A 25,455-nucleotide genomic window follows, 5' to 3' on the forward strand; every position below is an offset into this window, starting at 1 on the left:
TAGAGTCTTTAAGTACTCATGATACTCTCGACCAACTCAGGACTAAATACTAACTACTAAATACTACTTCATTGTAGGGTGTTGAAATAGTTCCCGCCTCGGCGGGACAGGCAGACAAGCCCTCCGGTCTCGAGGGTGGAGAAAACGGGATAAAGCCAGTTCCCGATCCAGGGCAACAAATCACCACTGTTGACCTGGATCGGGCTCAGCCTAACCGCTCCGTGGAGGTTCGAATCCTTCCCCTACAGCTAGCTCAGTTTAGGTTAATGAGTTATTCAGAGCTCCCCGTCATGTGCTCGCGTGACGGGGTATTTTATTTTTAGTCCTGAGTATTAACTCCTTAGTCCTGAGTGCTTTCGTTGTGAGCGATCACAGGAACAAACAATTTCGTCTCAGGACGAACGTGCCCCCTGACCCATACTCATGACTCAGGACTAATTACTCGGGACTAGTCATCTTTTTCTTGGTTTGCTGGCCAACAATCGTTTGCTTTGAAAATGCTGCTTTAGAGACATCCCAACAGCATGTCAGACATGAAAGATTTTCCCTGGTATAAGCAATATCCTGAAGGTGTAGAGAAGGAACCGAAGTTGTATGAATACACTTCACTGGTGGACCTGATTAATAAGAGCTGCGAGAAATTTAGTGAACGTGCAGCCTTCGAGAATATGGGAGTGACATTGTCGTACAAGGAGCTTGATAAGTTAGCAAATGACTTTGCGGCGTATCTCCAGAACGACCTTGGCCTGAAAAAGGGTGAGCGTATCGCCATTCAAATGCCCAACCTGCTTCAGTTTCCAGTAGTATTTATCGGTGCACTTCGGGCGGGACTTACCGTAGTGAATACAAATCCCCTCTATACAGCGAGGGAAATGGATCACCAATTCCGCGATGCTGAGATTTCAGCGCTGGTTATAGTTGCCAATTTTGCTCACAATTTGGAGAAGGTGCCTTACCTGGCCTCGATTAAACATGTGATTGTCACAGAGCTTGGCGATATGCTGGGCACGCTGAAAGGGGCAATGGTAAATTTTGTGGTGAAACGCATAAAGAAGATGGTTCCCGCTTATGATCTTCCCAATGCCGTACGCTTTAAGGATGCAATGCGCAAAGGCGCGAATTCAACATTCAAACCTGTTGCTCTCGATCTCACTGACATTGCTATTCTTCAATATACAGGAGGTACAACCGGAATTGCAAAAGGAGCCCAGCTTTCGCATGGAAATCTTGTTGCGCATAACGCTATCGTTGTGCAGTGGTTTAAGCCATATTTGACAGCATCAAATGATAACATTGTCCTGACGGCGCTTCCGTTATACCACATCTTCGCCCTTACCGTAAACGGTATGCTCATGTTTACTACAGGTGTGCGCAATCTTCTGATTACGAACGCGCGCGACATACCAGGATTGGTGAAGGAACTCAAGAGTCACAAAGTGACAATCATAACGGCGGTGAATACACTGTTCAACGGATTAATGAACAATCCTCATTTTAAAGAAGTGGATTTCGCGCCGCTCCAGGGAGCAGTTGGTGGAGGGATGGCAGTTCAGGATGCTGTGGCAAAAAGATGGGAACAGGTAACTGGAAAGGCTTTGGTCGAAGGTTACGGTTTGAGCGAAACTTCGCCGGCTATCTGTTGTAATCCCCTCAATGGAAAACACAAGATCGGTACGATTGGGTTGCCTCTTCCGGCAACTGAGCTTGGAATATTCGATGAGAAGGGAAATCAGCTCGCTCAGGGTGAAAACGGCGAGATCTGCGTGCGGGGGCCTCAGGTGATGTCGGGATATTGGCGAAGCGATAACAAGAATGTGTTCTTCGAGGGAGGATGGTTTCGTACCGGCGACATTGGATTTATGGATGCCGACGGATTCTTCAAGATTATCGATCGGATCAAGGACATGATAAAGGTCTCTGGATTTAACGTGTTTCCTAACGAGATCGAGAACGTAGTTTCATCTCATCCCAAGGTCCTTGAAGTGGCTGCTATTGGTGTTCCGGATGAAAAGTCCGGCGAGGCCATCAAAGTCTTTGTCGTGAAGCGAGATCAAAGTCTGACAGAATCTGATGTAATGAACTTCTGCCGCGAGAACCTCACAAAGTACAAAGTGCCAAGGCATCTTGAATTCAGGAAAGAGTTGCCGAAGTCAAACGTCGGTAAGATACTCCGACGGCCACTTCGTGAGGAAGAAATGAAGAAATGATCATCGACTGTGTGCATGTTTTGCACGTAAGTGTCTAAGTTTGTGATAACAAAGCAATTCCCATGATCGGTTTCTTTGAACATCAATACCTGTCTTACAAAAAGGCACACATCAAAAACCTATTGGCACTGGCCAAGGTTGATGGATCCATGCACCCAAAAGAGGAAGCACTACTTTACAAGATTGGAAAGCGATACGGATTGAAAGATCGTCAGGTGCGCGAGCTGATCGAAAAGGATGAAAAATTCGACTTGAGGGTTCCTGATAATCATAATGATAAAATGAACCTTCTTTACGACCTCATTCTGATGGTGTACGCGGATGACGTAATCGATGACCACGAGGTTGCCTTCTGTGAAGAAGCGGTTGAACAATTTGGAATGAAAAAGGAACTCGTCACCTGGTTGCTGGAAGAGTTTGATCGCGGCACACCACCTCCGCCTGATGAATGGGAGGAAATTAAAGAAGAAGCTCGTCTGAAATTTTTAGCATAGATTTCTCGTTATACCATTGGCCGCGAATTTGCTTAATCTTAGTTAAGGAGGGCACACGCGGTTTTGCGTATTTCAGAGCGTCATAATTTGACCAACCCCCCTCGCATAAATTGGTCACTGAAAACAAGCAATTTGATGCTTGCTAACGATTGAAAAGCCTCTTTCGCTCCTGGCAATATATGGGCCGTTATAACCCATGTATGAATCGTTACCAGAAATCAGTATTGTTTGCTTTCAACGATTGACGATTAAAAGTAAATTAGGGCACATTCAGTTTCTATGGAAGAATTCAGAAAGCTTACCACCCAGGAAAAAGCACTGAGAATCAACCTAAGCAAAGCAATCTATGGTTCTTTTGCCGAGATCGGTGCTGGGCAGGAAGTTGCCGCCAATTTTTTTAAAGTTGGCGGTGCAAGTGGTACGGTAGCTAAAACAATGTCGGCATACGACATGAAGTTCAGCGACGCGATTTATGGCGTAGGGGATAGATATGTTTGTGAGGAGCGGCTTATACGCATGCTTGACCATGAGTATGTTCTGTTGGCCGAACGTCTTCCTCATCGGATTGAGACCACGCGCTTCTTTGCGTTCGCCGATACCGTTGAAGTACTCAACTACGAACGGACCAATCAGGGCCATGGGTGGATTGGTTTGCGCTTTCAATTAAGGCCGCAATCCGAACCCAATGACTGCATTGTTCACGTTAAAATGCTGGATACGGACCCGCTGCAACAACAGTATGCGCTTGGAATTGTTGGAGTGAACATGCTGTATTCATGTATGTTTCTTTCCGATCCTGAAGAAATGCTGATGTCTTTGATCGATGGGCTTACACAGCGTCGCGTTGAGATCGACATGTTCAGGATAACAGGGCCGGACTTTAAGCACGTCGATAATCGCGTTATGGCTCTCAAGCTCGTCAAGAATGGGCTTACCAAGGCTGCAATGTTTGGACCTGATGGTAACGTGATGCAGCCTTCCGACGAGTTGTACAAAAAGAACGTACTCGTACTCCGCGGCAGATTTCGTCCGCCGACCCACGTCAATGTCGACATGCTGCTTGCTTCGCGACGGCATTTCAAGCACGAGTCTGATGTTGACAGGAGCAAGATCGTGTTGGTTTCTGAACTTACCTTAAATGATCTCAGCCCCGATGGAAGGATTGATGAACGCGATTTCCTGCACCGTGCTGATATCCTTTGCAGCCTTGGACAGAACGTTTTGATCTCAAACTATTTCGAATACTATCGCCTGGTCGAGTACCTTTCAAAGATCACGAAAGGGAAAAAGATAGGTATAACGATGGGGGTATACGCGTTACAGAAAGTGTTCGAAGAAAAAACGTATGAGAACATCCGTGGTGGCATCCTCGAGTGTTTTGCTTCACTCTTCGGTTCTAATACAAAGCTGTATATATATCCAGCGCTTAAGAAGGACTCTGACGAGATCTTTACGCTTAAGGATTTTGAAGAACAGCTGCCAAACAACCTGAAGCACCTGTTTCGCTTTCTAATGGACAACAATAAGCTTGAGGAGATTCATGGAGCCAACGTGCGCAACCTGCATATCATCTCAGACAATGTGCTTGCCATGATCAAGAAAGGAGAGCCTGGTTGGGAGAAGTTTGTTCCTCACAAAGTCGAAGAAGCCATTAAAGAGTATGGATTGTTTGACTATCCACTGAAGCTTGAGGAAAAATCGGAGAGTATAGAAAAATAGGATTAACAAATGTTTTTAACGTCTGTGTTTCTGTAGTTTTCTAATCTGTCGTTAGCACCTTCAGGCCATTAACATTTCCGGACGGACATAACCTTCCAGCTCACCGCCGCCGGGTTGGATCATTTTCCACTGATCCAGGGCAAACTTAATAATTACGATACCGCCAGGGGGGATGTCTCCAATTACCTCTTTTGTCAGCGATTCGGCCAGATAAGTAATTACAGGATTGTGTCCGACACACAACACATGCTGAAAGTCATTGTCAATCTGAGTGATGTAGTCAAAGAATGTTCTTGTTGACGCATCGTAGAGGGCATCTTCTATTACGATGTTATCTGGGTCGAATTTCATTGCATCAGCCACAATGCCAGCTGTTGTGCGCGCACGTTCAGCAGAACTGGAGAAAATGGCACCGAAAGAAATGTTTTCCTTATATAAATGAGCACCGATAAGTGTTGCTTCGCGAACACCGCGTTGTGTTAATTCTCTTTCTTTGTCTTGTTGACCGAAATGTTTTTCGGCGCTTTCTGCATGCCGAAGCAGGTACAGATATCGTGGCATATGAGGGAATTTGTGAGTAATTCTATCTTTTTGATGCTTAAACAGGTCAATTATACGCGCCCGCAAAGAAAATCAGATTCACTGCGCGAAAATATGTTTGCGTGGTCATGCAGACAAGTAAATCGGCGAACAACCGACGTGCTCGGTAGCACTTTAACGTCCTTCGGACCGCAGTCAAATTTGAGTTTTTAAAAATTTGGTGATATTTGAACCCCTTGAACGAATAAGAGCAGCATGTCAAAAAACCTCGTAATAGTTGAGTCACCGGCCAAAGCGAAAACGATTGAAGGATACCTTGGGAAGGATTTTAAGGTGACTTCCAGTATGGGTCATATACGCGATCTTCCGAAGGGAAGTGGGGCGATCGACATTGAAAATGATTTCGAACCAACGTACGAAATCAGTCCTGAGAAAAAGGAAATCATAACAAAACTTAAAAAACTTTCTGAGGATGCGGAGATGGTTTACCTGGCGTCCGATGAGGACCGCGAGGGAGAAGCGATTTCATGGCATTTAAAGGAAGCGCTTGATCTTAATGATGCCAAAACACGCCGCATTGTATTTACGGAGATCACAAAGAAAGCAATCCTCAATGCGCTTCAGAATCCACGAGGTATAGATATCGACCTTGTCAACGCTCAACAAGCACGTCGCGTGCTTGATCGGTTGGTTGGATATGAGTTGTCTCCAATACTTTGGAAGAAAATTAAAACTGGATTGTCGGCCGGTCGCGTGCAGTCAGTAGCTGTTCGCCTGGTTGTTGAGCGCGAGCGTGAGATAGGCGAATTCAAGGCAAAGTCGGCATTCCGCATAACTGCATCGTTTGATGGAGGAACCGGTCGATTGTTTTCTGCCGAATTGTCTCAGCGATTCGAAACAGAAGAGGAGGCAATGTCGTTCCTTGAATCTTGCAGGAACGCAAAGTTTTCAATAACAGATCTCCAGACAAAACCATCGAAGCGTACGCCTGCGCCTCCGTTCACAACATCAACATTGCAACAGGAGGCAGCCAGAAAACTTGGATTCTCTGTGATCCAGACAATGATGGTGGCCCAAAAGCTTTACGAAGCCGGTAAGATCAGCTATATGCGTACCGACTCTGTCAATCTTTCAGACGAAGCACGTGGCGATGCAATGAGACAAATAGAAGGAGCTTACGGCAAAGCATATGTTCAGCCACGACAGTTTAAAACAAAGTCGTCATCAGCACAGGAGGCTCACGAAGCAATTAGGCCGACGGATTTTTCTGTGACTGATCCCGGTATGGATCGAAATGCAATCAGACTCTACGACCTGATCTGGAAGCGTGCAATAGCTTCACAGATGGCTGATGCCGAATTGGAAAAGACAACAGCGACCGTCAGCATCTCGACCTCTGATCGCACATTAGTTGCAACCGGAGAAGTGATCAAGTTTGACGGATTCCTCAAAGTGTACATGGAATCCGACGACGATGATGAAGAGGAGAACGATAGCAAGGTGCTGCCGCCTTTGAGCATAGGCCAGGCGTTGCAACTGGAGCAAATGCTCGCGAAACAGATTTTCTCACGTCATCCACCAAGATATACCGAGGCGAGCCTTGTAAAGAAGCTGGAAGAACTGGGTATTGGCCGGCCGTCAACTTATGCGCCAACGATCACTACAATTCAGAAGCGCGACTATGTCGTGAAAGAAATTCGCGAAGGCGTTGAGCGTAAATATGTAGTTCTTACTCTGAAAAATGGGAATATCGATCGCGTCGAGGAAACGGAAATAACAGGTGCTGAAAAGAACAAACTGTTCCCGACCAATACAGCGATGATTGTTAATGACTTTCTCCTGGAACACTTTCCTGACGTTACTGACTATTCATTCACATCGGAGATTGAACAGGAGTTTGATGAGATTGCTGAAGGGAAGCTTAACTGGAAGAAGATGATCCATAATTTCTATGGTCCCTTCCACAAGAAAGTTTCAAAGACAGAAAAGGTTGAACGTTCATCGGTTGGTAAAAGCCGCGAACTTGGTGTTGACGCAAAGACGGGTAAGAATGTATACGCCAAACTTGGTCGCTTCGGTGCCTATGTTCAAATCGGAGAAAACCCCGATGACAACGGAGGAGAGAAGCCAAAGTTTGCCAGCCTGAGGCCCGGTCAGTTTATTGAGAGCATCAGCCTTGAGGACGCGATGGAACTTTTCAAAATGCCGCGCGATCTGGGTGCTTTCGAGGAAAAACCGGTAGTGGTTAACATTGGCAGGTTCGGTCCTTACGTATTGCATGACAAGAAATTTGTTTCGATACCAAAGGATCAGGATCCATACGAAATTCCGTTGGAGAAGGCCATTGAGTTGATTCAAAACAAACGTATAGCAGACGCGAACAAGCTCATAAAAGCATTTCCGGAGAATGCAGATATTCAGGTTCTGAATGGTCGCTTCGGTCCCTACATAAAGGCCGGCAAGAAGAATGTGAAGATACCAAAGGGGAAAGAGCCTGCTTCGCTTACTCTGGAGGAGTGCGTCGAACTTGCAGCAAACACTCCTGAAAAGGTAGGGCGCTTCGGGCGTAGAAAAGCTGCCGCATCGGATAGCCAGGCAGTTGCCGCGGAAGCACCGGCGAAAACGGCAAAAAAGACAGCAGCTAAGAAAGCAGCAGCAAAGCCAGCTAAGGTTGCGAAGAAAGCGACTAAGACTGCAGCCAAGAAGGTTGCAAAGAAAGCTGCGACTAAAGTGGCGACAAAAAAGAAGAGTTGATCGTCGTTACGTACGACGTGATATTAAAACATGAAAAAACTCGTCGTTCTTTCCGGGGCCGGTATCAGCGCTGAAAGTGGTATCCCCACTTTCAGAGATGCGGATGGCTTGTGGGAGGGATACGATGTAATGGAAGTTGCCACACCCGAGGGGTGGCATAAGAATCCGGCACTGGTACTCGACTTTTACAATCAACGTCGTAAGCGCGCACTTGAAGTTCGCCCGAATCGGGGGCATGAAATCCTGCATGAGCTTGAAAAAATGTTCGAGGTTGTTATCGTTACTCAGAACGTCGACAATCTTCACGAACGTGCGGGGTCATCCAATGTCATTCATCTGCACGGCAGTCTTTTCGAATCCAGAAGCACGCGCGATGAGCGACTAGTATATCCAATCGAAGGATGGGAGCTAAAGATGGGAGATCTTTGTGAACAGGGATTTCAACTCCGTCCCAATATTGTATGGTTTGGTGAAATGGTTCCTTTAATGGAAGTCGCTGCCCGACAGGCCCGGGAAGCCGACATTTTCCTGGTTGTAGGCACCAGCATGGCTGTTTACCCGGCGGCGGGATTGATCGATTATGTTCCTTATGATAGTCCCCGCATCATAGTTGATCCAAGGATTCCAGACCTGAGAAGTGTATCACCCATTCATAAATTCGAAGAGAAGGCCAGCGTCGGAATGCAAAAAGTCCATGACCTTCTCGTGACGCTCGCATAGGCCAACCGGTGTTTTTTAATTTGAATCGTTTGCACGATATTCACTGGTTAAGCTTCTGTTATGCGTTTCATTTTTCTTTTACTGTGTGCAACGGCCTTCAGTGTGTCCGCGCAAGACCAGAAGGTATCCTTTACTTCATCTAACCTGCCTGTCGTTGTAATCAACACTAATGGAGGGACGATTGTTGATGACCCCAAGATCGGAGCCAGCATGGGTATCATCGACAATGGCACCGAAAGAAACTCTGTTACAGACCCATTTAATGATTTTAGTGGTAAGATCGGTATCGAGATTCGCGGGTCATCTTCACAGATGTTTCCAAAGAAACAGTATGGTATAGAACTGCGTGACGACACAGGAAAAGGTCTGTCTGCTTCCCTGTTGGGTTTGCCGGAAGAGGAAGACTGGGTGCTTTTTGCTCCCTACAACGACAAGAGCCTCATGCGTGATGCATTGGCTTATAATCTCGGAAGGCAACTAACTGGCTATACGCCACGGACGCGGTACTGCGAAGTGGTCGTAAATGATGTTTACCAGGGCGTGTATGTGCTGATCGAAAAGATTAAGCGCGATAAGAACAGATTGGATATCAACAAACTCGATCCGGATGAGGTAACGGGCAACAATCTCACCGGCGGTTACATTATTAAAATAGATAAAACCACCGGAGGAACCGGCGAAGGTTGGACGTCGGAATATAAGCCCCCGCTTGCTAACCAGCAAACGATTTACTTTCAATACGAATATCCAGATGCGTCAGACATTGTTCCACAGCAATCAGCATACATACATTCTTATGTTAATTCATTCGAGGCCGCATTGTCAGCAGAAAATTTCAGCGATCCGATCAGTGGATATACTCAATATGCGGATATAGATTCTTTTATAGACTATCTGATAATACAGGAGCTGACGCGTAACGTTGACGGATACAGACTCAGCGCGTTTATGTATAAGAAGCGTGATTCGGACGGCGGGAAACTTCATATGGGTCCAATCTGGGATTTCAACCTGGCATTTGGAAATGCTGACTACTGCAGCGGCGGAGATGCTGAGGGTTGGGCTCTTGATTTTAACAGCGTTTGCCCCACGGACAACTGGCTTGTTCCATTCTGGTGGAAGAGACTTTTCCGGGACGAAAGTTTTGGCTCAAGGGTGGCCGCGCGTTGGGCGGAGTTGAGAGCGGACAAGTTCAGCAACAACCGGATTTTGTCTAAGGTAGATTCTATGAACGTGCTTCTCAATGAAGCTCAGGCGAGAAATTTCACTGCATGGAAAGTGCTGGGAAAGTACGTTTGGCCAAACCTCTATGTAGGCAAATCATTTGCCGAGGAAGTTACTTATCTGAGAAGCTGGATCGAACAGCGATTGGCGTGGATGGATAGCAACCTGCCCGGGTTGATAACGGCAGTCCCGGAGACAACGAATGATGTTGTCAGTGCGTTTCCAAATCCGTTCAAAGAATTCGTTGACATACAATATAACCTTGATCAGCATGCAGCAGTGTCCGTTAAAGTTTATGATGCACTGGGCAAAAGTGTGACTCAAAGGGATCTTGGATCGGTTTCTCCCGGACAGCATAACTTCAGGTGGGACACAGCTCAAACTCCGGCGGGTTTTTATTATTACCAGGTGAACGGAGATTCGAGAATTCTGGGCTCGGGAAAATTTTGGAAACAGTAGCGCCGACGCAAAAGCCTGATTGAAGGATCTTAACTTCGTTCGGACGATGCTGTTGACTTTTGGTCCTGGTAGAAATACTGATTCTTAATTAATGTTTGCGAAATAGACATCGCCTTTGCATTTTCAGGATATCTTTCCAAAAAGTCTTCCCATTAATCCCGGATCATCATGATGCTTGCGCTGGATGTCGGCAATTCAGATATTACTATTGGCCTATACGCAGAAGCCGAGTGGCGTCACGTATGGCGGATTCCGACGATCACAGAGTTGCCTGCGATGTATTTCAGCATGCGCCTTGCCAACCAGTTCCTGGAATCCGGCATAAGAAAAGAAGAAATAAAGGTGGTGGGAATCAGCAGCGTTGTTCCCGAATTGACACAGCGATTGGAGGAGGCCAGTTCCGGGCTTTTAAATCTGAAGCCTATCGTACTGGGGCCCGATATTTATAAGAAGCTCCCATTGGTCATATTGAAGCCCTACGAGATTGGAAGCGACCTCGTATGCAACGCTATGGGCGCGTACACCATGTTTAAGAGAAGTTGTGTGGTCGCTGATTTTGGAACTGCATTGACATTCACTGGTGTGAGCAATAGGGGAGAGATTGTTGGTGTTTCAATTGCACCGGGCCTGCGTACAGCCATAAAATCACTGTCTCAGCATACAGCAAAGCTATTTGATGTTCCCCTTGAAATGCCGTCGTCGGTTCTTGGCAAAGGTACGACGCACGCGATACAGTCCGGTGTTTTGATCGGGTACGAAGGAATGGTAATGCACATGTTGAAAAAGTTCAGGTTAGAGCTTGACCCAGATGCAAACGCAGTTGCAACTGGCGGCCTATGCTATGCCATACCATCGTTGAAATCTTCCTTTGATGTTGTTGATCCACGACTAACGCTTGAAGGCCTTCGCCTCATCGTGAATCACGAACTTAACGAACGATAAGAATTCGAAAGGGGCAATAAAGAGATTATTATTTGCAGGGCGCTTACCAGGAGCGCGATTAATTATCCTTGAGCATTGCACCGGACATAGCAGCGAACCCACCGACAAGACCGCCCACTATTGCAGTACATAAGTAAACAACAACAGTACTGCTGGCGCCAAACAATTGAGCAACCCGCAACGTGAGCGTTGATGAAGAGGAAAGGTCAGCAAGCAGTGCATTAAATGTCCACAAGACAGCTATGGCCATGAAACCGGCGAGAAAGTTTTGACGTGATGTTAAAAAGTAGCCGGCGAGAAAGGCAACAACCGCACAGCCGTACCAAGGCATAAACAGACCGAGCAAATGAGATGGTATAACGATGGCGATGAACTGTGCAATGAATCTCATGTTGTTAGGGGATACACGTGTAACTGTGGAAGCATTGCTGCGCACTGAAATGGTTGTGGCATATAAAGGGTGGTCATTCCTCGTTGATAATAAGATTATATCTGCTGCTCTTTCGTCCATCTTGAGGAGACTTCATCAACTGAAGTTCGCGGTGATGTCCGAGTTCCCACGAATGAATCAGATTGTTATAGTAGGTGCTTCCTGGATTGCCCGACTGACCCCCTGGATACGTGGCCCACATTCGCACGCCTGACTGTTCCATGCTCACGACCATTCTCCATGAAGGGCCATGACTTCGCGACAACGCGTTTATGGCATCGGCACTACCTCCGCCGGCTACGGATTCACTGAGCGGACCAATTCGCAACAGGTGGTTAACATGTGTGTCCTTGAAATTGCTCCAGGAGACCTCAACGCCCGGATGATCCTTTGTCCATGCGCTGACAGCATCTATCGCCAGCATGAACGCCTGTCGGATGATGTCCTGACCATGCTCCCTTGCCGGAGTTTTCAGTACATCAAAAAATGCCAGTTCCGGTTGAGTTCGAAGTAAGTGCAGAGTAGTGAACGTTGTTGGTCGCTCAAGTAAAACATCAGCCGTTGAAATTTCATCCCAGGTCAGAGATAAGATGTTATTGATCCACAGAGCAAAATATATCGGAGTAGTCTCGCCAGGTGCATTCATCCGGTTCCAGCCGGCCAACGTCTTTGCTATACGCGCGTATTCCGGAGAAAGGGAGCCAGGGTCAAGCTGAGATAACATCCAAGGAAGATTTTCATCAGCCATAATGCTGAAATGATCCATCTGCAGAGCCATCATGTCACCAGGCGTTGCCTTTGTAATTTCAGCCAGTTGTTGATTGATACGACGGTTCCTGTAGGCTTCGAAACTGGTCGCCGTAATGTAGTATGGATAGGTTTCGTCAACAGGATACTGGTTAGCCGAACTTTCAAAACCACGGGCAGGATTAGTGGAATTGATCTGATCAGTACCTGGAATGAAGCGCTGCCATCCTGATGAACTAATGGTGCCGTCCAGAACAAATCGACCTTCATTGGTCCTTCTGACCGGGAACCGACCAGCGACGCGCATGCCAATGTCACCATGTGTTGTAGCAATTGCAAAATTCATAGCAGGGTTGGAGTAAGTTTGAAGGGCCTCATCAAGCTGAGTGATATTTTTTGCCCGGTTTAACTTGTATAGTCCGCCCAGTTCATGCGATGGCTCATGAGCAATCCAACGGAATGCATACTGACTTCGGTTGTCGTCAGCATGATATGTTTCGTCATATGTTACAGGTCCCCATTCAGTAAATACAATTGTGTCAATCACAGGTTGCTGATCGCGAACGGCCAAGTGTTCGACAGATTTGACGGAAGCAACCCACTTGCCATCAACCATGTAACGATCTCGTTTGTCGTTTTCAAATTTTATAGAGTACCAGTCTACCAAATCCCGCTGTGAATTCGTTACGCTCCAGGCGACGCTGTCATTGCTGCCTATTACAACGCCAGGAGCACCGGGAAGTGAGGCGCCGATCACATTGATACCGGGTGCATGCAGCTGGATGGCGTACCATATCGCGGGCATGTTCAGGTTCAGATGAGGATCGCCACAAAGCAACGGCGCACCGCTGGCAGTTTTTGCTCCGGAAAGAGCCCAGTTATTAGAGCCAATACCGGGGTCCGCATTGGGAAGACGATTGAGGCTGATCAATTCTGCTGGTAACGCCTGGGCTATACTATCAGTAATGGTAACGCTTGCTTTCCATTGACCTTTCCGATCGACTATCGGATCGCTGACGTTCTCCCGATCAGGATAGAGCATATTCAGGGTATCAATGCCGTACAATTTTAGGAAGTTTGTCATTTCCATGTCCTTGTCACCCATGCAGAGCGATTGGGCCATGCTTTTGATAAGAAGCGCACATTTTAAACTGGTCCAGTGTTCGGGACGATAATTAAGGAGCTTGAATTCGAAAGGCAGTGACTCATACGAGAGGGATGAGATATATGCATTTACGCCTTCAGTATATTTTTCGACCATAATCATCTCATCCTGATTTTGTTTCATGGCTTCAAGGCCCCGCTTTGCACCATATACAATGCCCAGTCTTCGCTGTCCCCGATCGTAATCCAGTATTGATCCGTTTGGACCTGCGCCGGTTATCTCTGATACTCTTCCCGAGGCCGCATGAGTAAGGAATTCCATTTGCCATAGTCTGTCACGCGCTGTAACATAGCCCTGGGCAAAGTAGAGGTCCATGTCATTTGAGGCAAAGATGTGCGGCACACCCAGCGTATCGTACACGACCGTAATGCTATCCTTGACTGCGTTAAATGAGACAAGAGTGGGGCCTGTTGCATCATCATCCGACTCCAGATTGTACCAGAACCCCTGGAAGGGACTTAGAAACCGTCCTAAGGGTGGCACCGGATTTCCCATAATAACCCATCTGTTATCCAGAATAAAAACTAAGATGATCGTAAGGAAGAGTGAGGCAAGCAGTTTGGCAATCCGCATAACCAGTTCAGATGAATCTATAACTGTAAATCTAATGAAGCGGCGCGAATCTATTAGCTGCTGCGCCATCTGATGTTCTGCTATTAAGTGTTATTGGTTTATCTTGCTACAATTCACAGAAACTGTCTTCGGAATTTTGTCTTCCTGAACTTAAATGTATTGATCGTGAAATCCATTCTTGAGAATTATTCAAAAGACCAGATAAAAAAGGCCGGCTCCATAAAGGCAATCTTTATGGATGTAGATGGGGTTCTGACCGACGGTCAGATCATTTATGACGAAGCCGGTCGTGAGCTGAAAAATTTTCATGTTCGCGATGGCTTGATCATTTCTCACCTTAAAAGGTTCGGGATTATCACCGGAATAATATCGGGTAGGGAGTCGGCTGCCGTTTCCAAACGTTGCGCAGAACTTGGTATCGATTTCTGTCACCAGGGCATATTGGACAAGCTTTCAGTCGTGGAAAAGCTGGCCAAGCATTATGGAATCAAGATGAAAGAGATTCTGTACCTCGGTGACGATATCAATGATCTTAGCATCTTCAGGAAATGTGGCCTGAGTGTGTGCCCTGATGACACATTACCATACATTAAAGAGGAAGCCGACCTGGTCTCTCGTTACAAAGGCGGGAAGGGCGTTATGCGCGAGGCGGCCGACCTGGTTCTGGCTGCCAGGGGATTCATGGAAAAGTTGCTGTAACTGACCTCTGGCGAATTTGGCAGATATCATTATTTTTGCCCAAATTCTACAGGGTTAGTGGGAATAAGTTTAGTACAGGTTTACACACTAGCAGTCGTTAGTTTCCTCATCTTTGCGCTTTATAAAGAGACGTTTAATCCGGCGTTTACTTTCTTTATCTGCACCGTTGCGCTTTTGCTCCCGGGTGTAATAACCCCAGTTGACCTGTTGAAGGGGCTTTCTAACCAGCAGATCATAATTATCTTCCTGCTTGTCTTGGTTACGGCCGGTATCAGGCTGATCTATGGATCTGCCATGTTCGCGCGAATTTTTAATCGCAACCTTAAGCCAAAAGCTTTCCTGGTGCGTATGATGGCGACGGTGACCGCAATTTCTCCGTTCCTCAATAACACGCCTATTGTCGCTTTCATGATTCCCTACGTCCGCGACTGGGCCCAGAAGACCGGAAATCCGGCATCAAAATTTCTAATCCCCTTATCGTTTGCTACCGTTTTGGCCGGCATGATTACGGTAATCGGCACTTCAACAAACCTCGTCCTGAACGGATTAATCGATTCATATCATCTGCCATTACTTGGACTCGAGGACTTTCTGTACCTGGGCGTGATTGTCACGATAGTAGGATGGGTGTACATTTACTTTTATGCCTATCACATCCTGCCATCCAATCCGAATACGCTGGAGGCACTGAAGGAGAACCTGAAGGAGTACATTGTCGAGATCGAGGTCTTCCAGAGCTCAAGACTCATCGGGAAGTCGATAAAAGATGCCGGCCTTCGTAAACTTGAAGACGTATTTCTCGTCGAGATCATCCGTGACGAGAGAATTATTTCCCCAGTCTCTCCGGAAGAAGTTCTCGAGGCAGGCGACCTGCTTTTCTTCTCTGGTCGCACCGATTCCATTTATAATCTGATTCAGGCCGACAATGGACTGCGCATCCCCAGTCAGGACAATTTGGAAGTGGAGGGACACTTTCATTTTGTTGAAGCAGTTATACCTGCCAATTCAAATCTGATTGGCATACGTATTAAAGATTCTGATTTCCGTAAAACTTATAACGCGTCCATCATCGCTATCCATCGAAACGGTAAACAGCTGCCGGGTAAGGTGGGGGAAATGATTTTGGCGGGGGGTGACTTTCTATTATTACTATCAAAAGAAAATCAACACAACGCCGATCACGAAAGGGATTTGTTCTTTGTCACCAAACCTCAAAAGTTGACACCTCCCAAGTCGCGTTGGCAAAGCCTGCTGGGAGTGGCCTGTTTTGTCGCTTTGGTTCTGGGGATCACTGAGGTTCTTCCGCTCTTTTCTGTGTGTCTCGGGATACTGGTGGTGCTGGTGTTAACAAGTGTGTTGAATGTAAATGAAATTCGGCGTGAACTTGATCTTAGTCTTCTGCTGGTGCTTGTCTGTTCCCTGGCAATAGGCGTCGCTCTTGAGAAATCAGGTACAGCAGATCTATTAGCAAGGGGATTGATTTACACAGGAAAAGCGATGGGGCCTATTGGTGTCCTAACGGCATTATTCGTCGCAACCACTTTCCTCACAGCACTGATAACGAATACCGCTACCGTGTCGATCGTTTTTCCGATTGCCATGTCAATGGCGGAGCAAATGAATTTGTCGTATACTCCTTTTTTTGCGGCAATTGCATTTGCAGCATCCGGGGATTTCATGACTCCAATTGGCTATCAGACGAACCTGATGGTATATGGGCCAGGTGGTTATACCTTTCGTGATTTTATACGTGTAGGCTCCCTGCTGACGCTCATTTATATTGTAGTTTGCATAGGTTTTATATCATGGTTCTATAAGATCATTTGAAGTGGAACACATTTATCCCATAAAAACAAAAGTAAGCAGAGCTTCACGCGAGGCCTTGCAGAACCAGCATGCCATGCTTATATGGTTTACCGGTCTCTCAGGGTCAGGTAAGTCGACTTTGGCTGTGCAGCTCGAGGCTCAGCTTCATGAGCGCGGTTTTAAAACTTATCTTTTGGATGGTGACAACATCCGTTCTGGGCTTAACAAGGACCTTACGTTTACCGACGAGGGACGCATCGAAAATATCCGACGCATTGGCGAAGTTGCCAAACTGATGATCGATGCAGGAGTAATCGTTCTGTCAGCATTCATTTCACCATTTCAATCGGACCGTGATCAGGTGCGCCAGATCATAGGAGGAGATCACTACATAGAGGTATTCGTAGATGCTCCTCTGGAGTTGTGCGAACAGCGGGATGTGAAGGGTCTTTATAAGAAGGCCAGGGCAGGAGAGGTGAAGAATTTTACAGGAATAGATTCGCCCTATGAAAAACCAAAACAACCGGATCTGGTGATCGAGACAGGAAAGAGTTCGGTAGATGAATCCGTAAAGAGCCTTTTGGATTTTATTGTGCCGCGACTCACATACGGAAATGACAAATGAATGGAGATCACATTAAGATCTGATCAACCATATAAAAATCAGTTAGAATACAGCGCAGAAGGTCAGGAGTTATAAAGAAAGAAACTATGAGTCAGTACTATCTCAGTCATTTAAGAGAGCTTGAAGCGGAGGCGATCTTTGTTATTCGCGAAGTGGTTGCTCAATTTGAGCGCCCTGCGTTGTTGTTTTCAGGGGGCAAAGATTCAATTGTACTGGCCTATTTGTCACGCAAGGCATTTGCGCCCGCACGCATACCCTTCCCGTTGGTGCATATCGATACCGGTCATAACTTCCCTGAGACTATGGAATACCGTGACTGGCTTGTGAATGAACTTGATGTAAAACTCATCGTGGGTTCGGTGCAGGAAAGCATTGACATGGGAAGAGTTCGGGAGGAGACAGGCTTTAATGCCAGCCGAAACGCACTCCAGACTGTAACTCTTCTGGATACTATCGAGCAACACAAGTTTGATGCGGCTATGGGCGGGGCAAGACGCGATGAGGAGAAAGCACGTGCTAAAGAACGCTTCTTCTCGCATCGCGATGAATTTGGACAATGGGATCCAAAAAACCAGAGACCAGAGCTTTGGAACCTTTTCAACGGACGCAAGCATATTGGTGAGCACTTCAGAGTGTTTCCGATCTCCAACTGGACAGAAATGGACGTATGGCAATACATACATGCTGAGCGTATTCCAATTCCGAAACTTTACTATTCGCACAAGCGTGAAGTTATTGTTCGCGATGGAGCAATTCTGTCGACATCTCCATGGCTTAAGCTGAAGGAAAACGAAACGCCGAAGATGATGACCGTGCGTTTTCGTACCTGCGGCGACATGCCGATCACAGGTGCAGTCGAGTCGGAAGCAGATACAATTGAGAAGATCATTGAAGAGGTTGCAGCATCGCGCAAAACGGAAAGAGGCACAAGAGCTGACGACAAGCGCTCGGAGACTGCGATGGAAGACAGGAAAAAGAGCGGTTACTTTTAACAGGAGCATTTATGAACCAGTTATTGAGATTTACGACGGCAGGAAGTGTTGATGATGGAAAGAGTACATTGATTGGCCGACTGCTGTTCGATAGCAAATCAATATTTGAAGATCAGCTTGAGGCGGTTGAAGCATCAAGTGCAAAAAAAGGCTACGACTATGTCGATCTGTCGATGCTTACGGACGGCCTGAAGTCCGAACGGGAGCAGGGAATCACTATCGATGTGGCGTACCGCTACTTTGCAACGCCAAAGCGAAAATTTATCATAGCTGATACTCCTGGTCATATTCAGTACACACGGAATATGGTTACAGGAGCTTCTACCGCTAACCTCGCACTGATTCTGATCGATGCGCGTAAGGGCCTGGTTGAGCAAACCTATCGGCATTCTTATATAGCATCTTTGTTAAAAATTCCACACGTGATTGTATGTGTGAACAAGATGGATCTTGTCGATTATAAGGAGGAAGTGTTCGAGCAAATTGTTGAAGCTTACAAGGCATTTTCTTCCAAGCTTGAGGTGTCAGATATTCAATTCGTACCTATAAGCGCTCTTGCCGGCGATAACGTAGTAAACCGTTCGGAGGCAATGAGCTGGTATCAGGGCGCGACACTTCTGCACATGCTTGAAAGTGTTCACATTGAAAGCGATCATAATCACATTGACAGCAGGTTCCCCGTGCAATATGTGATCAGACCACAGTCGAAGGAATATCATGATTTCCGTGGGTATGCGGGTCGGGTTGCTGGAGGAATATTTCGTAAAGGTGACGATGTTCTGATACAGCCATCCGGATTTACATCGCGCATTAAGTCAATAACACTGGGGAATGAGGTGATTGATGAGGCGTTCGCACCCATGTCAGTTACGATTACCCTGGAAGATGAAATCGACATTAGTCGGGGCGATGTTATTTCGAAGCCTAACAACCATCCCCAGCCTGTTCAGGACATTGACGTTATGCTTTGCTGGATGAATCAGCGTGAGACGCAACTCGGCTCGAAGTTCCACGTACGGCACACAACAAAGGAAGTACGTGGCGTCTTGAAGGAAATCCAATACAAACTTGATATTAATACACTGCAACGTGTCGAGCAGGTGGATCGGTTGACGATGAATGAAATTGCACGGGTTCGGATACGGACAGCCCAACCGTTGAGTATAGACAGCTATCGAAAGAATCGTATTACCGGAAGCATTATATTGGTTGATGAGGCGACAAATGAAACTGTGGCAGCGGGGATGATCGTTTGATTCGAACAACATTACTTAACTTCCGGGAACAGCATCGCCACGAATTGCTAAAAGCGTTATGAATGCATCATTACTTGTTGAAATAGCCGTGCGGGCAGCTGAAAAGGCTTGTCGTGAAATTCTCACTGTCTACTACGATGACAATTTCCAGGTAGAATTGAAAGGCGACCAATCGCCACTTACACGAGCGGACAAATTGGCGCATGAAGCAATTATTGCAGAACTGAATACTTCTGGATATCCCGTGCTTTCAGAGGAGGGCAGGGACATACCTTTCAGCGAACGAAAAGCATGGGAGTATTTTTGGATGGTAGACCCACTCGACGGGACAAAAGAGTTTATCAAGCGCAATGATGAGTTTACTGTTAACATTGCTCTGATACATAAGGGACGACCAGTATTGGGTGTTGTTGCAGTTCCGGTTACAGGCGATGTGTATCTGGCGTCGGCTGGTGCCGGAGCGACGCTTAGGCGTGATGGTAAAAGCGTACCGCTATCTAAACGGCCACCGGTTGACTTGACAACGGCCGGCCTGAAGGTCGTCGCGTCCAGGTCGCACATGAGTTCTGCCACTGAAGATTTTATTAATAAGCTCAACAAGGCCGAGCTCGTTTCAGCAGGTAGCAGCCTGAAGTTCATGCTCCTTGCCGAGGGAAAAGCAGATGTATATCCGCGATTTGGCCCGACAATGGAGTGGGATACAGCTGCCGCTCACATAATTGTTAACGAGGTTGGAATGAAGGTCTATAGCAGTGATGGGAACACTGAATTGCTATACAATAAAGAAAACCTGCTGAATCCTGACTTTTTAGTGAAGTAACACAATTCCCGAGCGGGAAACACTTGCCTCATTTGCGCTGAAAACCTTCTTATCGTCGTTGTTTTGACATGACCGCTTGAGACAGGCCCATTTTTCGCATCGAAAACTACGGGGAAACTTACACGCCTACGATCGGCTGCACTATCGCTCATAGGACGCACCGCAAACTGTATAATTTGCGTCGCTTAAAGTTAAGAATGATGAGATCGATATACGTTGTTGTGATGACGCTGGCTACGATGTCTGCGTATGGGCAGAGCGTTAATCCCAACTGGAAGCAGGAGCTAAAGTCAAACCTGGATAAATTTCTTCAATGCACTACGACAGGAGATAAGACCACGTGTAGCAGATACGTTGGCGAATCCCTCAAGGTTGTTTACAAGGTTGATGACTTCTATAGCAAGAAAGAGGGTCGTTATATGACGACCGGTGAAATTGCCGACTACCTCAAAACTTCTAACAGCTGGTCATCGATCGGTCAGTCATACGATCAGCAGGTTCTCGATCGCGCCGCAGAGCTTGCTAATTCGCGTAAGGCCGTTGTGGCCGTGTACAATAATTCATCTAACATCGGCCACATTGTTCTTATCACGCCCGGAGACATGACTTCATCGGGTTCATGGGGACTCAAGGTACCCGCAGCTGCGTCGTTTTTTGTTGTTGAACCTGCAAAGTCGTTCACTGACAAGGCTCTTTCATTCGCATTTTCAAAACAGATGCTGAAAGACGTGACAATCTACACCAGAAAGTATTGAGCGATTTATTCGCATTGTCCTCAAGATTCGGACCTGCGCCAGCCAACCCCAATTGACGCGTTAGAGCGCGCACTCACTAATCGTGAAATCAGCCGTTAGTACCGGGTTCAGATACCGGGGTGTTGTTCCACGGTTTCCCTGCCAGCCACTGACAAGCTTTGCTGTTAACTGTCTGCCGAACTAAAATCAAAAGATAGATCTGAACAGAAGGAAGAGCGTTCCGGCCATGATCATCACTACAGGAAGAGTAAGGAACCAGGCGATAAGGATATTTCTTACCGTCTCTGGCTGAAGATTTTTCACTCCACGGTTTGCCACCATACTTCCCGCGATGCCTGAACTAAGGACGTGAGTTGTACTCACCGGTAAACCAAAGTGTGATGACAATCCTATTGTGCTCGCTGCAACGATCTCAGCGCTGGCGCCCTGCGCATACGTCAGGTGTTCTTTTCCAATCTTTTCGCCAACCGTTTTTACAATTCGTTTCCATCCAATCATCGTACCCAGACCGAGCGATACAGAGATCAGTATGATCACCCAGCGTGGCGAGTAGTCTGTAATCTCTCTGATTCTTCCCAGCCCGTCTTTCAGGACGGAACGCTCGGCATCGCTGATCTTTATCTCCTGCTTGCCCGCTATACTCTTCAGATTTCGGTCGAGGATCATGATATCTTTCCTGACAAGAAAACGGTCTTCCTTTGGGATGTCGGTTACGCTGGCCAGCGTGGAGAATTGCTTCTGCAGGCGCATATTTATCGCACGTGCTTCACCGAAGCGCTCACGATCCGGTTGCGATAACACTGTTGAATCCATCGAATTGATCACCCGTTCGATTCTTGCCAGTGAGTCCGGCATTGCCGTTGGCAGGTAGTTCTCGTTCAAAGCAAAGTATGCAGGTACAATTCCAATAAGAATGAGCATAATCAATCCAACGCCCTTCTGTCCATCGTTGGATCCATGAAAGAAGCTTACCAGTGTACAGGTAACTACAAGGGTTGCCCGTATCCAGAAAGGAGGCTCTTTATCTTTCTTGGGTTCTTTGAAAAGACTATCTCCGTATTCCGTCTTTTTGGTCAGGGATCGGATCAGATACATTAAAATGATGGTCATCGAGAATCCGAAAAGCGGAGAAACCAGGAGTGACATGCCGATGTCCTGAGCCTTCGACCAGTTAACGGCTTCGCCTGTCACATTTGGAAGGAGAGAATAAGCCAGGCCGACGCCCAGAATGGACCCAATAAGAGTATGTGAACTGGAGCATGGTATCCCCAGATACCAGGTCAACAGATTCCAGAATATGGCTGTTATAAGCAGTGAAATTACCATAGATAGACTATGGGCGGTGTTTTGATCCACCAACGTTTCCACTGGCAACAGGTTGATAATTCCAACGGCTACGGCAACGCCGCCGAAGAGTACTCCCAGAAAGTTCCAGAAGCCAGACCACACTACTGCCACCCAGGGTTTAAGAGAGTTGGTATAGATTACAGTAGCCACAGCGTTAGCCGTGTCATGGAATCCATTTACAAACTCAAAACCACAGGCAGCGAGGAGACATATTACAAGGAGGGCCGAATGGCCGAAGTCCAGATCGAACATAAAGACATAAATTCGGCCCGCAATCTAGCCTGATTTCTATTGCACAATGTTATCGAATTGTTAACATTTTTTTTGTAAGGAGCTGAAATTCAAATACATTATCCTGATTGTCAATCTATTATAAAAGTGTTGTCAGGTAGTTCTGCATTTAGTTAGTTTGCCGCGTGATGGAGACAATCATTGCGGGCGAGCGGTTGCAACTATTTCCCCAGAAGGCCGTGTTCTGGCCTTCCAAAAAGATACTCTTTGTGGCCGACCTGCACCTGGGAAAGGTGAATCATTTCCGCCGCGCAGGCATTCCAGTGCCTACCCGGGCAAATGACCGGAACATGGAATTGATCCTCGATCTGGTGAATGCTACCCGGCCTGAACGTTTTATCTGCCTGGGCGACTTGTTTCACAGTCATTATAACCCTGAGTGGGAAACGTTCGGCGAATTGATTAAGCACTTCCGTTCAACTTCTTTCGAACTTGTCATGGGAAACCACGACATCATGAGCGACCAGCAGTATCGTCGTAAAGGCATCGTGGTCCATGACCAACTATGTATTGCACCTTTTTTGCTAACACATCATCCGCTGGAGCCTGAAACATTGGAAAGCCAGATACAAAAGCAGCAGATGCAGTATAGCCTGGCAGGTCATTTACACCCGGGAGTAACGATGAGGGGTGCCGGGAGGCAATCTATCACGTTGCCCTGTTTTTATTTCGGACAGCAGGCAGGTCTTCTTCCGGCTTTCGGTGCCTTCACGGGGTTGGCTCGCATCAAGCCCGTCAAGGAAGATAAGGTTTATGTTATCGCAGATGAAAAAGTCATTGCAATTGGAAGCTAAACGTCACCTGACCCACAGTTTAATAAAAATAATGTCACCGCGTCTTCTTCGACAATTACAGGTCGCCACACTTGCGCTTGGCTTCCTTTCTTCCCACGCTCAGGATACGACACGCATTTCAATTTTGTTTGGCGGCGATGTGATGGGGCACGACTCGCAAATAGCATCGGCATATGAAGCCAAATCCAATCAATATAATTACAGCTCGTGCTTTAAGTTCGTAACTCCTGTAATCGAAGCGCCCGACCTGGCAATAGCGAACCTTGAAGTTACACTCGCTGGTCCTCCATTTCAGGGCTATCCGCAGTTTAGTTCTCCGGATGCGCTGGCAGTCCAGCTGAAGACCAGTGGATTTGATGCATTGGTTACTGCAAATAATCATTGTGTGGACCGTGGAAAAAAGGGCCTGGAGCGCACAATTATGAGACTCGACAGCCTGGGAATGCCGCACACTGGTACATTCGTCGATTCTATTTCCCGCGTAAACCAAACTCCCTTGATGATCCGGAAAAACGGTTTCTACCTGGCACTCTTGAACTACACTTACGGAACCAATGGCATAGCAGTGCCGAAGGGCAGCGTGGTGAATCACCTTGATACTGCCGTCATGCGTCGTGACATCGAGATTGCAAAGGCTCTCAAGCCCGATGCCATTATTGTATTTACGCACTGGGGAACCGAGTATCAATCACTGCCCGAAAAGCGTCAGCTTGATCTAACCGAGTTCTGTTTCCGAAATGGAGTTACTATGGTGATAGGCGCACACCCTCACGTAATCCAGCCAATGGAGTGGCGCAAAGACAAGAATCAGTTTGTTGCCTACTCACTTGGTAATTTCGTGTCAGGCCAACGGAAGCGCTATACGGATGGTGGTGCAATGGCGTATATTGAACTGGAGAAGATACAGCACACTGACGATAGCTCTTCAACCCGCATTCAAAACGCGGAGTATTATCTGCAATGGGTTTATAGAACTGTTGACTCGCAAAAGGACTACTATGTAATTCCTGTCATTCCCGCGGACCTTTCCGGACCCTCGTTCATTAAAGATGCTGCGTCAGCTACGGCGTACAAGACTTTCATCGAGGATTCGCGACTGTTATATAGGAAGCACAACAAAAACGTAACAGAACGAACTGTGCTCCCGGCGAGTTATCACAGGCAAGAGTAGGGTCGGGTTGTCTCAGTCTTTAACCTGCGTTTGACTCGTCAGCAGCAGGGTTCTAACGACGGCGTTTAGGCCTTCCGTTACCTGTGGTCATGATAACACCTATTGAAACTTCGAGTCCTGTGAAGTCAATTTTTGCATCGGCGTAATCAATGTTCTTCGTTTCCAGCGCGTCGTTTCCTCCGATGTAATTTCCCTTTAAAGGAAATGCGGAACTACCAACAAGATAATTTCCCTCGAGCGAAATGCCGAACTGGTCGGTGACGTAAACCGTCAGTTCAGCTCCGCCATGATAACCCCAACCCGGTTTATTCTTAAACGAAAGATCGCTGTTAACCACCGCCCAGCTTTCATATGATCTTAATGCCCTGTCGAAGTTTCCATAATTGATCTTCTGACTGAATCCGTAGAACCCGAACACTCCACCTTTAATATCAAATTCCAACTGATCCGCTTTCATCTGGATAACCAGTTCCACTGGAACAAAAATGGTAAAGTTGGGTCCCACCAATGCCTCTTTCGATTCGAACGGAAGGTCCTTCATGTTTAGTCCGGACATACGATACAAGGATGCGCCGGTCTCCAGTGCAAGGAACCTTGTGATGTCGAAGCCGAGCCCTCTGATCGAGAAGGGACTCACGGGCGTCGAGAAATAGCCGTTCTTTGGAATGAAGTATGAGAACGACAAGCCAAAGTCCTGTGCGAGACAACTCCAGCCGGAAACCAGGAGGCAAAATATAATGCCGAGTTTTTTCATATGCCTGATTGATTGAATTAGTTAACGCAAAGCTACTCTCTGAATCATAGCGAGACGCAAAGATACCGTCTGGAGCCTGGTGTTGGTCCACTGAAAACGTCACTCAGACAGGTAAATTGGTATCAAATCGACTAGTGTAATGTTTGTGCCACGTTTCGTCCGAATTCCACG

General features: G+C 46.9%; 21 protein-coding genes. 16 read left to right on the forward strand and 5 right to left on the reverse strand.

From position 1 onward, the window contains the following. Positions 1 to 533 precede the first annotated feature (533 nt). From WBG78_RS25580 to WBG78_RS25590, 3 genes are all read left to right on the forward strand, one after another. Positions 534 to 2,207, forward strand: a complete 1,674-nt coding sequence (locus WBG78_RS25580; protein ID WP_337329358.1) for an AMP-binding protein — start codon at positions 534 to 536, stop codon at positions 2,205 to 2,207. 62 nt (positions 2,208 to 2,269) lie between these two features. Next, complete coding sequence (locus WBG78_RS25585; RefSeq protein ID WP_337329359.1) at positions 2,270 to 2,701, forward strand: TerB family tellurite resistance protein; 432 nt, start codon at positions 2,270 to 2,272, stop codon at positions 2,699 to 2,701. Positions 2,702 to 2,980: 279 nt separating this feature from the next. Then, a complete protein-coding gene (locus WBG78_RS25590; protein WP_337329360.1) occupies positions 2,981 to 4,420 on the forward strand; it encodes a TonB-dependent receptor in 1,440 nt (479 codons plus the stop codon). Between the two features lie 60 nt (positions 4,421 to 4,480). On the opposite strand, the gene WBG78_RS25595 is transcribed toward WBG78_RS25590, so the two are convergent. Then, entirely contained in the window at positions 4,481 to 4,981 is a 501-nt protein-coding gene (locus tag WBG78_RS25595) for a SixA phosphatase family protein (RefSeq protein WP_337329361.1), read from the reverse strand. A gap of 234 nt (positions 4,982 to 5,215) precedes the next feature. Between WBG78_RS25595 and topA the strand changes: the two genes are divergently transcribed. The 4 genes from topA (at position 5,216) to WBG78_RS25615 (ending at position 11,059) form a co-directional block, all read left to right on the forward strand. Then, a complete protein-coding gene (topA, locus tag WBG78_RS25600; RefSeq protein ID WP_337329362.1) occupies positions 5,216 to 7,714 on the forward strand; it encodes a type I DNA topoisomerase in 2,499 nt (832 codons plus the stop codon). Between the two features lie 30 nt (positions 7,715 to 7,744). Continuing rightward, positions 7,745 to 8,434 carry an SIR2 family NAD-dependent protein deacylase gene (locus WBG78_RS25605; RefSeq protein WP_337329363.1) on the forward strand — a complete coding sequence of 230 codons (690 nt, stop codon included), beginning with the start codon at positions 7,745 to 7,747 and terminating at the stop codon, positions 8,432 to 8,434. Positions 8,435 to 8,494: 60 nt separating this feature from the next. After that, complete coding sequence (locus tag WBG78_RS25610; protein ID WP_337329364.1) at positions 8,495 to 10,117, forward strand: CotH kinase family protein; 1,623 nt, start codon at positions 8,495 to 8,497, stop codon at positions 10,115 to 10,117. 168 nt (positions 10,118 to 10,285) lie between these two features. Continuing rightward, positions 10,286 to 11,059, forward strand: coding sequence for a type III pantothenate kinase (locus WBG78_RS25615; RefSeq protein ID WP_337329365.1), 774 nt, complete (start codon positions 10,286 to 10,288; stop codon positions 11,057 to 11,059). 58 nt (positions 11,060 to 11,117) lie between these two features. Here the strand turns inward: WBG78_RS25615 and WBG78_RS25620 are convergent, their stop codons facing one another. Together WBG78_RS25620 and WBG78_RS25625 are read right to left on the reverse strand one after the other, a co-directional pair. Then, entirely contained in the window at positions 11,118 to 11,450 is a 333-nt protein-coding gene (locus tag WBG78_RS25620; RefSeq protein ID WP_337329366.1) for a hypothetical protein, read from the reverse strand. Positions 11,451 to 11,523: 73 nt separating this feature from the next. Further along, entirely contained in the window at positions 11,524 to 13,974 is a 2,451-nt protein-coding gene (locus WBG78_RS25625; RefSeq protein ID WP_337329367.1) for a penicillin acylase family protein, read from the reverse strand. A 165-nt stretch (positions 13,975 to 14,139) separates the two neighbouring features. Between WBG78_RS25625 and WBG78_RS25630 the strand changes: the two genes are divergently transcribed. The 7 genes from WBG78_RS25630 (at position 14,140) to WBG78_RS25660 (ending at position 20,927) form a co-directional block, all read left to right on the forward strand. Then, complete coding sequence (locus tag WBG78_RS25630; protein WP_337329368.1) at positions 14,140 to 14,673, forward strand: KdsC family phosphatase; 534 nt, start codon at positions 14,140 to 14,142, stop codon at positions 14,671 to 14,673. Between the two features lie 57 nt (positions 14,674 to 14,730). Continuing rightward, positions 14,731 to 16,500 carry an SLC13 family permease gene (locus WBG78_RS25635; protein ID WP_337329369.1) on the forward strand — a complete coding sequence of 590 codons (1,770 nt, stop codon included), beginning with the start codon at positions 14,731 to 14,733 and terminating at the stop codon, positions 16,498 to 16,500. A gap of 1 nt (position 16,501) precedes the next feature. Beyond that, entirely contained in the window at positions 16,502 to 17,104 is a 603-nt protein-coding gene (cysC, locus tag WBG78_RS25640) for an adenylyl-sulfate kinase (RefSeq protein WP_337329370.1), read from the forward strand. 86 nt (positions 17,105 to 17,190) lie between these two features. Beyond that, complete coding sequence (gene cysD, locus WBG78_RS25645) at positions 17,191 to 18,096, forward strand: sulfate adenylyltransferase subunit CysD (RefSeq protein ID WP_337329371.1); 906 nt, start codon at positions 17,191 to 17,193, stop codon at positions 18,094 to 18,096. An 11-nt stretch (positions 18,097 to 18,107) separates the two neighbouring features. Beyond that, on the forward strand, positions 18,108 to 19,352 hold the full coding sequence (locus WBG78_RS25650) for a sulfate adenylyltransferase subunit 1 (RefSeq protein WP_337329372.1): 1,245 nt from the start codon (positions 18,108 to 18,110) through the stop codon (positions 19,350 to 19,352). Between the two features lie 58 nt (positions 19,353 to 19,410). Continuing rightward, positions 19,411 to 20,172: a 3'(2'),5'-bisphosphate nucleotidase CysQ gene (gene cysQ, locus WBG78_RS25655; RefSeq protein ID WP_337329373.1), complete on the forward strand. Its 762-nt coding sequence runs from the start codon at positions 19,411 to 19,413 to the stop codon at positions 20,170 to 20,172. Between the two features lie 197 nt (positions 20,173 to 20,369). Next, the gene (locus tag WBG78_RS25660; protein WP_337329374.1) at positions 20,370 to 20,927 is read left to right on the forward strand and encodes a hypothetical protein; all 558 of its coding nucleotides are present in this window, start codon (positions 20,370 to 20,372) and stop codon (positions 20,925 to 20,927) included. Positions 20,928 to 21,113: 186 nt separating this feature from the next. Here the strand turns inward: WBG78_RS25660 and WBG78_RS25665 are convergent, their stop codons facing one another. After that, on the reverse strand, positions 21,114 to 22,526 hold the full coding sequence (locus tag WBG78_RS25665; protein WP_337329375.1) for an inorganic phosphate transporter: 1,413 nt from the start codon (positions 22,524 to 22,526) through the stop codon (positions 21,114 to 21,116). Between the two features lie 167 nt (positions 22,527 to 22,693). Between WBG78_RS25665 and pdeM the strand changes: the two genes are divergently transcribed. Both pdeM and WBG78_RS25675 read left to right on the forward strand, forming a co-directional pair. Further along, on the forward strand, positions 22,694 to 23,359 hold the full coding sequence (gene pdeM / locus WBG78_RS25670) for a ligase-associated DNA damage response endonuclease PdeM (RefSeq protein WP_337329376.1): 666 nt from the start codon (positions 22,694 to 22,696) through the stop codon (positions 23,357 to 23,359). A 31-nt stretch (positions 23,360 to 23,390) separates the two neighbouring features. Further along, complete coding sequence (locus WBG78_RS25675; protein WP_337329377.1) at positions 23,391 to 24,530, forward strand: CapA family protein; 1,140 nt, start codon at positions 23,391 to 23,393, stop codon at positions 24,528 to 24,530. Between the two features lie 52 nt (positions 24,531 to 24,582). On the opposite strand, the gene WBG78_RS25680 is transcribed toward WBG78_RS25675, so the two are convergent. After that, a complete protein-coding gene (locus WBG78_RS25680; protein ID WP_337329378.1) occupies positions 24,583 to 25,284 on the reverse strand; it encodes a hypothetical protein in 702 nt (233 codons plus the stop codon). Between the last annotated feature and the right edge of the window lie 171 nt (positions 25,285 to 25,455).

Origin of the sequence: Chryseolinea sp. T2 (assembly GCF_037203685.1) — a bacterium.
Lineage (GTDB): Bacteria > Bacteroidota > Bacteroidia > Cytophagales > Cyclobacteriaceae > Chryseolinea.